A 12,058-nucleotide genomic window follows, 5' to 3' on the forward strand; every position below is an offset into this window, starting at 1 on the left:
TTTATACTATAAATTATACCTCTAAGAATTTCAAACCCTAATTACCCCAATAAGCTCTGGTGCTTCTAAGTTTTTCATAATTATTTCTCCTGAATTTCCTTTGCTACTGCTGCAACCTCGTCCATTACGCGTAATAAATTTTCACCCCATAATTTAGCGATTTCTTCTTCAGAATAACCTCTTTTTACCAATTCTTTAGTAACATTTAAAGTTTCTGAAGCGTCTTCCCAGCCGTCAATTCCGCCGCCGCCGTCAAAGTCACTGCTTATTCCTACGTGATCAATCCCAATAAGATCTACCATATAATCTATATGATCTACAAAATCTGAAACATTTACCTGTTCAATTTCGTCTTTTAAAGCTGCAATTTCCTGTGCTGCAGCCGATTTTATTTTTTGAGCGTCGGCATAATAGGCATCCCTGGCTTCATTACTTAAGCTTTTTAAACTGTCCTTATCCAATTCTTTAAAATTCATTTCTTTAGCTTTTCTTCTGTAAACCTGCGAGCTTCGATCTGCAAAAGCTTTATTTTTTTCCAAATCAACATAAGAACTAAAAGCTACCGTTTGTACCACCCCGCCGTGTTTTTTAAAAAGCATTAAAAGCTCATCGTCAAGGTTGCGGCTATGATTGGAAAGATTTCTGGCAGAAGAATGCGAAGCAATTAGTGGCGCCTTAGAAAGCTTAAACATTTGCTTAATGGCTTCTTTAGAAGGGTGGGAAACATCTATCATCATTCCCAGTCGGTTCATTTCTACAATTACTTCTTTACCAAGATCGCTAAGTCCGTTGTGTAACCACTCATCGTCTTCCTCACCAGTATTGGAATCACTAAGCTGGCTGTGGCCCTGGTGAGCTAAAGACATATACCTCGCTCCCAGATCGTAAAATTTCTCAACATTAGTGATATCATTACCAATAGGGTAGCCATTTTCAACTCCAATCATCGCGACCTTTTTTCCTTCAGAAATTAATTCCCGTACTTCTTGAGAATTTGTAGCCAATCCTATTTTATTTGGAGCATATTCTTCGACTAACCTATGAATGGCATTAAATTTACTCATCGCATTTTCCTGGGCTTTTTGGTAACCCTCTTCATTGAGCTCTCCCTGCCCGGTATAAACGATAAGCCAGGCGACATCTAATCCGCCGGCTTCCATTTTAGGCAAAGTAACCTGGTTTTCCAGGTTCATGGTATAGTTCCTTTCTTTGGTAAAGTTATTGACGTTAAAATCGGCGTGAGTATCTATGGTAATCACGTTTTCGTGAATCTTTTTAGCTTTTTCTATTAGACTGGAATCATCTTGTTGTTGTGCAATTAAGCTAAAGGAGCTTAAAATAAGCGCTAAATTTAGAAGTTTGAATTTCATTAATGCTGAATTTAATTTTTCTTGAAGCGCTGAAATTACTAATTAATTTTAAGAAACTAATTCGATAAAAGCTTCAAATTAATCTTATATCAAGATTTCTTAATCAATTTGGATTGAAATACCCATAAAAACAATTCGAATTTATTTCCGGAAAAGTTGGATATTTTTAAAATTTAAAACTGGATTATGATTTTATAATTTTTTTTAGTTAATAAATAAATTTTAAAATTAAAAGTGACATTTTACGGAAAACATTATGTTGTAATGCATTTATATACAGTATAAAACATTATATTATTTAAATAATATGTTTAATGTAATTAAATTTGAAGCAACAGCTTTTTTAATTGAATTTTTGAATTAAAAACAGAAATTTTTGTTTCTGAAATTATTTTTAGGAAGAATTTTTTCTCGAAATAAATATCGCTTAGAGGAGATGAAAGACAGTTTTGAATAAATTTCATTTTTCATACGCTATAGAATAATATGAAATTTATGCTTTAAAGGGGTGCTGTTAATGGGTATAAAAAAACCCGTACAAGACGGGTTCAAATTTATTTAAATACTTTTAGTCCTTATAGGAGTTTAGCATCTAAAGTAATTTTAGTATCAAGTAACCTTGAGATAGGGCAGTTTTCTTTTGCCTCGTTTGCAATTTCTTCAAATTTTGAACGCTCAATTCCGGGTACTTTTGCAGTTAGGATTAAGTTAGATTGTGACACTTTTCCATCTTCAAAAGTAATTTCGGCTTGGGTTTCCAGATTTTCTGGTTCAAAACCTGCTTCACTTAAATTAGCAGAGAGCTGCATAGTGAAACAACCGGCGTGAGCTGCGCCAATTAATTCTTCAGGGTTTGAGCCGTTTCCGTTTTCGAAGCGGGTATTATAGGAATATTGAGTTTTGCTTAAAACCTTGCTTTCGGTACTTAAATTGCCTTCTCCTTCTTTAAGATTGCCTTTCCACTCGGCACTTGCTTTTCTAATCATGATATAAGTTTTTTTAGTTCTAATGTAATTTACAAACCAATTGTTTACCTGGAAAATTTTTAGAAAAACCTTAACCCTTTAAAAAGTCTTGAGTATTTTATTAATACAGTAATTCGGCAATAAAAAAAGTCCGAAGTTTTCACTCCGGACTTTTCAGAAATTATATTGTTCTTTTTACTTAATCTCTACTACTTCAAGATCAAATACCAGGTCTTTTCCTGCAAGTGGGTGGTTACCATCTACAACAATAGTATCTTCCTTCACATCTTTAACAACAAGATTCATTTCCTGTCCATCTGGACTTTTAGAAACAAGACCCATACCTACTTCTGGCTTGATTTCTTCTGGAAGTTGACTTTTTTGTACTTCCTGGATCAATTCTTCTCTTGGCTCACCGTAAGCTTCTTTTTTGGAAATATTTACAGTTTTCTTCTCATTCACCTTCATATCGATAAGGCCTTTTTCAAAACCAGGAATAAGTTGACCCTGTCCCATAGTAAACTCTATAGGCTCGCCTCTTTCTACAGAGCTGTCAAAAACCTGTCCATCTGCCAGTTTTCCTGTATAATGTACCTTTACCGTGTCATTCTCTTTTACTTGACTCATAATTTTGTTTTTCAAATTTAAAAATGGACTGTAGTTTTTAAGGCTCAGCCCTTTAAAGGCTGCAAATGTACAGTTATTAAATGCCCTGCCAAACAATACTCGTCACAATCCCAAAATCTTAAATAAAAATTAACATTTTTAAAATACTTTTTTATTCTTAATAAGATATTGATAACCACAGGCTTAATTATTTAAATTGTAGAAATTATTCTAATAACTGGTACTATTAACGTAAATTTTAGAGAATTTAATTAATAAAACCGCAATTTGAAATACCACGGAAATAATGGATTAAATTTTAATTCCAGGAAAAATTAGCAATTTTTTCATTTGAATACTTTGCTGACTTTATAGCACCGCTATATAAGAATAAAAAATGTGCATAAACAAAAAACGTTTAATCCATGTTTAAATGAGTTCCAGGATCTGGAGAAAAAGGTTTTAGGTTAAATACCTCAGTATAATATTTTCTTTTAGGATTTGTTTTGTAGTTAAATTATGGGTTTATGCTATGTGTATTAAACTACATAATATCATTATAATAGATGATGTTTATATTTTAATTGAAAAATTAATAGAACGATAAATAACGTTTAACTCTATATTTCAAACCTAACCTTGTGCACGAAGAATAAATTTGAAAATAAAAAAACGATTTCATGCGATCTTCTAGTATTCTTTTAATCCTCATTATATTTTTCTCCTCCTGTAATTTCAATAAGGATCGGGAAGCACCTAAAATAGATTGGGATACTTTAAATGTAGAAGTTTCGGCATACAATTCTGTAAAATGGCAAACGGGTGCGGGTGGCGCCAATATTACCGCCTGGGGTGATACGTTAAAACCGGGTATGAAAGCGATAGCTGTTTCCAGAGATTTAATTCCCAAAGGGCTTGAGCACAATACCTTGGTAAAGATTGAAGGTTTTGATAGTATATTTAAGGTAAAAGATAAAATGCATTATCGCTGGACGAATAAAATAGATATTTATATGGGACAGGATGTAGAGCGGGCAAGAGAATTTGGTAGAAAGCAATTAGAAATATATTTTGCAAAGTCTAAAGATTCAATTTCTAAAATAAAACAATAAAAACACATTTTAAAATGATGAAGAAATACGTATTACTTATAACTATATTACTTAGCAGTTTTACTTTTATTGGCCAGGAGAGTGTAGATAGCCTCAATTTACCCAATAAGGTAGTTATTGGTGTGACACCAACACCTCCTTTTATTATTTCTGCAAATGACGGCTATAGGGGGTTGAGTGTAGATTCCTGGGAATTGGTAAATGATGAGCTAGACCTGGAATATGATTATAAGGAATATGAAACTTTGGGTGCTTTGCTTAAAGGGGTGGAAAACAACGAAGTAGATTTTAGCATAAACCCTGTAACGGTGACTAATAATCGTATGGTACGTATGACATTTTCCCAACCGTACTATATTTCTGATACTTCCCTGGCCAAGAAAACGGGGTCTCAAATTTTGGGCTATATTAAGAACATTGTGAGCTGGAAGTTTATATCGGCTATACTGGTTTTAATGGCTGTAATTTTAGTTTTTGGATTTTTGGTTTGGATCTTTGAGCGCAAAAAGAACCCAGAAGAATTTGGTGGTGGTAAACGCGGAATCCTGGAAGGGTTTTGGTGGAGTGCTGTGACCATGACTACCGTGGGATATGGAGATAAATCCCCCCAAACTACCGGTGGAAGAATTATTGGTTTTATTTGGATGTTTATGGCCATTATCATTATTTCCAGTTTAACGGCCGGGATCGCTTCTTCTTTAACCGTGCAAACTATGAATGACGAAATAGGCGGCATTCAGGATCTTTCTAATTTTAAAGTGACTTCTGTAAAAAGTAGTAGTGCTGAAGAATTACTGGACCTCTATAATATTAAGCATAATGTAGTAGAGAATGAAAAAGAGGGAATCGCTCTAGTGGAAAATGAACAAACCGATGTTTTTGTTTATGACGAGCCAATTCTAAATTTCGAAATAGAGCGCAGGGGACTGGAAGATGAAATTGGGGTCTCTACACGAAGTCTAAAAAAAGACTATTTCGCATACAGTTTTCCTAAAAAATCAGAATTAGTAGATAAAATTAATCCCGTGCTTATAAGTGTGCTAAAAACAATGGAATGGAATAATGTTGTGAAAGACAGTGAAAAGTAAGTAAGTAGATTATTTTTTTACCAAATAGGTATGGGGAACTAAAACTCTAATTTTGCATATATTTTCAAAAAGCTTAATTCGCTAATAATAGAAGGATTAAGCTTTTTTGTTTTTCAAACAAGTTTTTCGAGGTTATAAACAACTATGTTTTAAGTAACGGAATCATTTTTTTAGACCAAAAATTTAAAATATTATCGAAGGTAATCTCTTAAAAAGATAGGAGGAGAAGGTAACTTAGTTTTTTTGTATCTTTAGAAGAATCAACACGTAAAAAATCATGAAAACTTTTTCCTTCAGAATATTTATTTTCTTTTTATTAATAAGCGCAGGCAGCTTTGCACAACGCAACCCGGCAACGCTAATCAAAAAAATAAGCGGATTTAGCCATCCTGAATCTGTGATTTATCACAAAGCTAATGATGTTTATTTTGTTACTAATATGGCGGAGGATAGTGACGGCGATGGGTTTATTTCAAAAGTTTCCAAAGAAGGTGAAATTATTAAGCTCAAATGGATTACGGGCTTAAAAGATCCCAAAGGTATGCTCATTAAAGAGGACACGCTGTATGTTACAAATAATACCGAGTTGATTAGAATAGCTATTGGCGATGCCAGGATTATAGAAAGAATAGCCGTAGAAGGAGCAGTGTCTCTAAATGATATCACCATAGACGAGGATGGTAATATTTTTATCTCCGATTCTGGTAGAAGTGCGATTTATATGATTTCTTCACCTGCTACTGAAATGATGGTGCCAGAGGAGCAGGAGACGGAAATTGTGGAATATTTAGATAGTAAAAGACTGCAATATCCCAATGGTCTCTTTGCTCGAAACAAAGATTTATATGTCGCGGCCTGGGGTGAAAATGGTAAAGGAAGCCTTTTAAAGGTCGCAATTGAATTCCGCGAGATCACGAAGATATCTAAAAAAGGCATTGGAAATTTAGACGGTATCCAGCCCGTAGGTAAAGAAGCCTTTTATATTTCAGACTGGGCTACCGGTACAATTTATCTCGCTGGGAAGAATGGTGACTTGCAGGAAGTACTGACTTCAGAAAAAAGTGCGGGTGATATTTTATTCCTTCCAGATAGCAACCAGCTTATTTTACCTATGAACCACCAAAATGAGCTTTGGTGGTATCAATTGCAAAAATAATCGGTTATTAATTATTCAATTAAACCTAAAACACTATTTTTTTATTTCATTAATTAACAAAAATGCCTGGTTCACATATTGTTTTTCCAGAAACAAAGCGAAATAGTTGGAAGTAGAAATCATCTCAAAAACAGGAATTCCCTCGTAAGCCAGTAACTTAAAGATGTAAAAATACAATCCCACAAATTGAGAACTGTCTTTGGGAAGTGCTATAGTAATTGAAGATAATTCTTCCTTGATGGTTACACGTCGCTCACTTCTAAAACAGTCTTCCACTAAATCTGTTAAACTGGAAGAAACTAAAATATTACTTTCCTGGTAATTACTTGAGTAATTGAGATAAACACCGGTCTGTTCTTTTACAGCTTCCAATAGCTTGGCTTTACTGGCAATAATAGTATTAGAATTTAAAAAAGTATATTCTGTAATTCCAGAACGCACCACAATATCTCCCAATTCCCTAAGATCCCGCATATTTATTTTAGTTCGCTTTGGTGCATATCTGCGCAATGCCATAATAATGGAACCTTGTTTTACCGGTTTACGCATTTCCTCTTCTACTTGCGGTTGAATATCGGCCGCCAGACCGCTAAAGTTCACAATATCACGCGCAATAGCGTCATCTAAAAAAGGTTGATGTTTTATAATATCGTGAACACAAGTTGTAATCGTCTTCATTGTTAATTATTATACATTTTGTGCAAATGTATATAAAATAGCAGATAATTTTTGTAACAAGAAGCTTAAATTCTAAATATGCATAGGTAAAATTATTGGCGATTCAGTTTTAAGTAAAGCAATCAATTTTTTCCTGGATTTCATTAAGTAAGAAAAACACCTCGGTGCAGGGCCACGAGGTTTTATATTAATAATATTTTGGTTTCGCGGCATCTCGATAGCTATCGGGACAAAGCTTTTAAATTTCGAGTATCGAGTAAATAGTTAAGGATGAAAGTATTAAAATTTGGAGGAACATCTGTAGGATCTGTAGCAAGCATTGTAAATGTAAAAAATATTTTAAAGGCCAAAACAGGGAAAAAAGTATTGGTACTTTCGGCGATGGCCGGGGTAACCAATAAACTGGTAGAACTTACAAAAATGATTGAAGCAAAAAATAATACAGAAATTGCTGAAATTATTGCTGAATTAAAATACAAACATGATTCAACTATAGACGCATTAATCCAGGACGAAGCGCTGAATGTAAGTACTAAAGAATTGGTTCAAAATATTCTCAACGAATTAAGGGAAATAAGTAAGCGCAATTACTCTGAAACGGTGTATGCCAAGGTGGTTACTACCGGAGAACGTATGTTAACCACTGTTTTTTCTGGTTTTTTAACATCTTGCGATATGGAAAACAAGCTTTTAGATGCCAAAGATTTTATGCACGTCGCAAACTTAGAAAATCCGGATACTGGCTTGGTAGGAAAGAAATTTAGAGAAAGTACAGCAGGCTTACAACAACCCGACATATATATCACCCAGGGTTTTGTAAGAATTGACGGCAACGGTAGCGTAAGTACCCTAAATAGAGGTGGCAGTGATTATAGTGCCACGATTTTAGCTGCGGCTTTAGAAGCTTCAGAAGCGCAAATTTGGACCGATATTGATGGTTTTCATAATAACGATCCGCGTTATGTAGAAAACACGCACGCCCTGGCAGAATTAAGTTTTGAAGAGGCAGCCGAGCTGGCTTATTTTGGTGCGAAAATTTTACATCCGCAAACAATCTCTCCGGTTATTAAGAAGCAGATTCCATTATTCCTAAAAAATACTTTTACGCCAGAACTTCCCGGAACGAAAATTTCTTCGGAAATCCATTCTCGCGGCCTAAAAGCAATATCGGCTAAAGATGGAATTACCGCCATAAAGATTAAGTCTAACCGAATGTTGATGGCACATGGATTTCTAAAGAAAATATTCGAGGTTTTCGATACTTATGAAACTGCTATTGATATGATCACTACTTCAGAAATTGCTATCTCATTAACTATAGATAATACTAAGAATTTAGATAAAATACTGGCAGAACTAAACGTGTGTGGCGAAATAACGGTAGAAAAAGATCATAGTATAATTTGTATAGTAGGCGAGGGGCTTATTGAAGACAAAGATACCAGCCGGTTATTCGAATTACTCAATGATATCCCGGTGCGCATGATTTCTTATGGTGGCAGCGCTAACAACATTTCCCTTTTGGTAGCCACCGAAAATAAAATACAAACCTTGCAGGCTTTAAATAGAAAGCTTTTTGAAAAGGAGTATGAATTTGTTTGATTTCTGTTTGTGAACAGGTAACTGTTCTTTTTGTGTAGTGAACCGTCAACAATGTTTTTGTTGGCGGTTTTTTCTCGATAATAGAGATTTAAAGACTCCGTGCCGATGGCTCTTCAACAGTAAACCTCCTTTATAATACCTCGTTGCCCTGAGGTTGTTTGTTTTAAAGCTTTTTCCGCTCTTTTTCTTCAATAAATTTTGCCATAAAATAGGTGCTGCGATGCTGGTGGTGTTGCAGTATTTTTCCAATAAAATTTTGTTGTCTTCTTTCGGTAAGATTAGCGATAAGCGTGTTTATTTTATCTGAAAAAGTTGCTGAATGACTGTTTTTGTTAAATCTAGAGTTAATTATTTTATATCCATTTTTATTGGCTTCATTCCAGCTGTCTTTATCAGTGTATAATTTCACTGCGGCCATTGCAAAATCTTCCGGGGTATTGCAAATACTTCCGTTCCAGTCTAATTTTCCGGCGATACCTTCGCTTCCTACTGTAGAAGTGATAGAAGGTGTACCGAATTGCATTGCCTGGATAAGTTTTCCTTTTAATCCCGCCCCAAATTGAATAGGAGCAAGGCAAAGCCTGGTTTGCTGCATCAATTTTTCAGCATCCCCGGCGCGACCTTTTACAATAAATCCATCTTTTTCGTTGTGCAGGTTCCATACTTTTTGAGAAGGATAAGCACCATAAATATGTAATTGAGTTGAAGACAACTTTTCTCTAATTAAAGGCCAAATATTTTCTTTTAGCTGCAAAACTGCATTCCAGTTGGGCTCGTGCAGAAAATTACCAATACTTATAAAGTTTTTCCGTTCTTCAAATTGCGGTAGCTCAGCTATTTTATCTTCGGAAATAGGATCTAAAAGAAAAGGCAGGTAATGGAGCAATTGACCGGGAATATTAAAGGAATCTTGTAACAATTCCATTTCAACTTCAGAAATAATCAAACTTAGGTCACAGCGGTAAATACTGGCAATCTCTCTTTTGGTAACATCGGAATCGAAATATAAGTTTTTGGCAGGTATATTTTTTTTATAAGCTTCAGTGCGTGTTTTTCGCAAAAAGTGGAGGTCTTCGGTATCTAAAATTTTAACGGCTTCCGGGGCAAACTTATCTACCCGCCATCCAAATTGTTCCTCGGTCATAAACCGATCAAAAAGCACGAGTCTGGGTTGTTGGTTTTTTAGGAATTCATCAAAGGAAGGATGGTTCAGTTTTACCACTTCCGAAGCAATATTTAATTTAGCTAAATCAATGGCAAATTCACTGCGAGCAGCGGCACTTACAAAAGTAATCTCATAATTTTCGGCTTTAAAAAACTGTAGTAATTGAAACATTCGGCTGCCTGCAGCAGAAGAATTAGGCTCTGGCCAAACACAACCGATAACGAGTAGACGCGACATCTTTTTTTTCAAAAATACCTGAAATTAAACTGCATTCCTAATACTCAAAACTTTGCCTTAAGAAAGTGAACATACTCTAGAAATTAGAAACTACCCGAGAGCAGGAGGGAAGCGGTTACCCAAAGGACCAGGGAAACGATGCCACCAATAACAAAAAAGTGCTTAAAGCGATAAATCCCCATTCCATAGATTATGGTATTAGTTTGGTAGCCTACCGGGGTAAAAAAACTAAAATTTGAAGCAAATAGCACCGATAAAATAAAGGGTTTGGCGTCCATTTGCATACTTGCGGCAATACTTATAGCGATGGGAGCAATAATGATAGCGGTGGCATTATTTGAGATAAAACCGCTTAAAATCATGGTCACCAGAAATAGAATTCCTATAATAATCACTTGATGCTGATTTTCAAATAGTTTAAGCAATTGTTCTGAAATCCATAAATCTGCTCCTGTATTATTCATGGCTACTCCCAGCGGAATCATCCCGGCCAATAAAAATATTATTTGCCAGTTTACCTGTGCATAAATCTTCCCGAGATCAATGCATTTTGTAAAGAGCATAAGAAAACAACCAATTAAGGCACTTTTTAAAATAGGAAAAATTGAAAATGCCGAAAGTCCTATAACCAGCAGTAAAATACCAAGCGAGAGGTATTTCTTTAACGGCGTGCTTATCTCTACTTTTTGATGTTGCCTTAAGATAGTGATATTTTCTATTTTTTGAAGCTCTGCCAAACTGCTTTCGGTTACTTCAACCAACAATCTATCCCCAACCCGAAGTTCTATTTCATCATTTTCTTTGTTGAAAATACGTCTGCCGGGGTTTCTTAAGTTTCGGCGTTTTCTTATCGCCAGGGGCATAGCACCGTGTAGATCATACCATCCAACAGTCTTGATGCTTTTACCTATTAAAGGTGAATTGGGAAGCATTAAAATCTCAACCAGTTGTACGTTTTTCTCCAACTCATCGGCATCGGTTATAGGCTCGGTTAATTTTTTGTTATCTTCACCTTTAATCACGATAAAACCTTTAGCTTCCCTTAATTTAATTAGGTTTTTAAGGTTGGAGCGAAGCAATAGTTGGTCGTTTTCCTGTAAGCCGGTAAATTGTCCCGGGTGGTCGTTAATGATGCCATTGCGCTTTAATTTTAAAACCTCCAGCTCCTCATTTTTATTCAAAAAAGTTTCTCCAATACTTTTACCAATAACCTCACTGTCTTTATTGATAATTACCTTAGTAATGAATTCGTCTAAATTATAATCCTCGCTAATTTCATTTTTATTTTTGTTGGGCAAAAAGCGGTATAAAAGACTTACCACTGCGATTGTTATAAAGAGGAAGATCACTCCATACCAGGTAAATTCAAAAAAGGTAAAACGTTCTATTCCTCTTTCTACTGCAACTGCATTTACAATAAGGTTGGTAGAAGTTCCCATAAGTGTACAGCTACCACCAATGATCCCGGCGAAAGAAATGGGTAGCAATAATTTTGAATTGGGAATATCATATTTTGAAGAAAGTTCATTGATTATTTTAATAAAAACAATGACCACTGCCGTGGTGTTTATAAATGCAGAAATGCTGCCCGCAATAAACATAAAGACAGGAATCATTAAGTAAACAGGTAGGTTTTTTAATTTTTTTAGTCCGCCGGTAAGCCAATCTATTACCCCGTTTGCTTCCAATCCCAGGGCAAGGATCATAAGGGCTAAAACGGTAATAGTAGCGGGGCTGGAAAAACCAGAAATGGCTTCCTCTGGACTTACCAGGTTTGTAAGTAATAAGGCAGCCAGGATAAAAAATGCTATTTTATCTACCGGAAACACTTCCAGGGCAAAAAGCACAATGACTACAACCAGAATGCAAAAGAGTATAGCAATTTCGAAAGTCATGCTTTAAATCTGTAATTTGTAAATCTTTTAAAAGATGCATAGATTATACATGCAAGATACGAGAATAAAATTTTGATTGGGGAATTAGTTTTAAATCTTCAGCATCATTATGTGATTGTCCCATGATGGTTATAATTCGCTTTCCATAAAATATTGTATAAAATGCAAAAAGTTTTAATAAAAT

General features: G+C 35.1%; 10 protein-coding genes. 4 read left to right on the top strand and 6 right to left on the bottom strand.

Annotation, left to right across the window (positions count from 1 at the left end):
* Nucleotides 1-80 precede the first annotated feature (80 nt).
* The 3 genes from BUA71_RS03015 to BUA71_RS03025 form a co-directional block, all read right to left on the bottom strand.
* Nucleotides 81-1,370: a dipeptidase gene (locus tag BUA71_RS03015; RefSeq protein ID WP_072876542.1), complete on the bottom strand. Its 1,290-nt coding sequence runs from the start codon at nt 1,368-1,370 to the stop codon at nt 81-83.
* A gap of 575 nt (nt 1,371-1,945) precedes the next feature.
* The gene (locus BUA71_RS03020) at nt 1,946-2,356 is read right to left on the bottom strand and encodes an OsmC family protein (protein WP_072876544.1); all 411 of its coding nucleotides are present in this window, start codon (nt 2,354-2,356) and stop codon (nt 1,946-1,948) included.
* A gap of 174 nt (nt 2,357-2,530) precedes the next feature.
* On the bottom strand, nt 2,531-2,962 hold the full coding sequence (locus BUA71_RS03025) for an FKBP-type peptidyl-prolyl cis-trans isomerase (RefSeq protein WP_072876546.1): 432 nt from the start codon (nt 2,960-2,962) through the stop codon (nt 2,531-2,533).
* 659 nt (nt 2,963-3,621) lie between these two features.
* Here BUA71_RS03025 and BUA71_RS03030 point away from each other — a divergent pair.
* From BUA71_RS03030 to BUA71_RS03040, 3 genes are all read left to right on the top strand, one after another.
* The gene (locus tag BUA71_RS03030; protein ID WP_072876548.1) at nt 3,622-4,053 is read left to right on the top strand and encodes a 3D domain-containing protein; all 432 of its coding nucleotides are present in this window, start codon (nt 3,622-3,624) and stop codon (nt 4,051-4,053) included.
* A gap of 14 nt (nt 4,054-4,067) precedes the next feature.
* Nucleotides 4,068-5,141: a transporter substrate-binding domain-containing protein gene (locus tag BUA71_RS03035; protein WP_072876550.1), complete on the top strand. Its 1,074-nt coding sequence runs from the start codon at nt 4,068-4,070 to the stop codon at nt 5,139-5,141.
* 277 nt (nt 5,142-5,418) lie between these two features.
* Nucleotides 5,419-6,297, top strand: coding sequence for an SMP-30/gluconolactonase/LRE family protein (locus BUA71_RS03040; protein WP_072876552.1), 879 nt, complete (start codon nt 5,419-5,421; stop codon nt 6,295-6,297).
* Nucleotides 6,298-6,330: 33 nt separating this feature from the next.
* On the opposite strand, the gene BUA71_RS03045 is transcribed toward BUA71_RS03040, so the two are convergent.
* Nucleotides 6,331-6,975: a hypothetical protein gene (locus BUA71_RS03045; protein WP_072876554.1), complete on the bottom strand. Its 645-nt coding sequence runs from the start codon at nt 6,973-6,975 to the stop codon at nt 6,331-6,333.
* 270 nt (nt 6,976-7,245) lie between these two features.
* On the opposite strand from BUA71_RS03045, the gene BUA71_RS03050 reads away from it, so the two are divergent.
* A complete protein-coding gene (locus tag BUA71_RS03050) occupies nt 7,246-8,577 on the top strand; it encodes an aspartate kinase (RefSeq protein WP_072876556.1) in 1,332 nt (443 codons plus the stop codon).
* 163 nt (nt 8,578-8,740) lie between these two features.
* Here BUA71_RS03050 and BUA71_RS03055 read toward each other — a convergent pair whose 3' ends face one another.
* Entirely contained in the window at nt 8,741-9,979 is a 1,239-nt protein-coding gene (locus BUA71_RS03055) for a glycosyltransferase (RefSeq protein ID WP_072876558.1), read from the bottom strand.
* A gap of 83 nt (nt 9,980-10,062) precedes the next feature.
* The gene (locus BUA71_RS03060; RefSeq protein WP_072876560.1) at nt 10,063-11,874 is read right to left on the bottom strand and encodes an SLC13 family permease; all 1,812 of its coding nucleotides are present in this window, start codon (nt 11,872-11,874) and stop codon (nt 10,063-10,065) included.
* Nucleotides 11,875-12,058: the final 184 nt, after the last annotated feature.

It is taken from the genome of Salegentibacter echinorum (assembly GCF_900129445.1).
GTDB classification, from domain to species: domain Bacteria; phylum Bacteroidota; class Bacteroidia; order Flavobacteriales; family Flavobacteriaceae; genus Salegentibacter; species Salegentibacter echinorum.

Coding starts and splice junctions, on each gene's coding strand:
- BUA71_RS03025 (WP_072876546.1), bottom strand. CDS start 2,962: ATGAGTCAAGTAAAAGAGAATGACACGGTAAAGGTACATTATACAGGA.
- BUA71_RS03015 (WP_072876542.1), bottom strand. CDS start 1,370: ATGAAATTCAAACTTCTAAATTTAGCGCTTATTTTAAGCTCCTTTAGC.
- BUA71_RS03060 (WP_072876560.1), bottom strand. CDS start 11,874: ATGACTTTCGAAATTGCTATACTCTTTTGCATTCTGGTTGTAGTCATT.
- BUA71_RS03045 (WP_072876554.1), bottom strand. CDS start 6,975: ATGAAGACGATTACAACTTGTGTTCACGATATTATAAAACATCAACCT.
- BUA71_RS03035 (WP_072876550.1), top strand. CDS start 4,068: ATGATGAAGAAATACGTATTACTTATAACTATATTACTTAGCAGTTTT.
- BUA71_RS03020 (WP_072876544.1), bottom strand. CDS start 2,356: ATGATTAGAAAAGCAAGTGCCGAGTGGAAAGGCAATCTTAAAGAAGGA.
- BUA71_RS03055 (WP_072876558.1), bottom strand. CDS start 9,979: ATGTCGCGTCTACTCGTTATCGGTTGTGTTTGGCCAGAGCCTAATTCT.
- BUA71_RS03040 (WP_072876552.1), top strand. CDS start 5,419: ATGAAAACTTTTTCCTTCAGAATATTTATTTTCTTTTTATTAATAAGC.
- BUA71_RS03030 (WP_072876548.1), top strand. CDS start 3,622: ATGCGATCTTCTAGTATTCTTTTAATCCTCATTATATTTTTCTCCTCC.
- BUA71_RS03050 (WP_072876556.1), top strand. CDS start 7,246: ATGAAAGTATTAAAATTTGGAGGAACATCTGTAGGATCTGTAGCAAGC.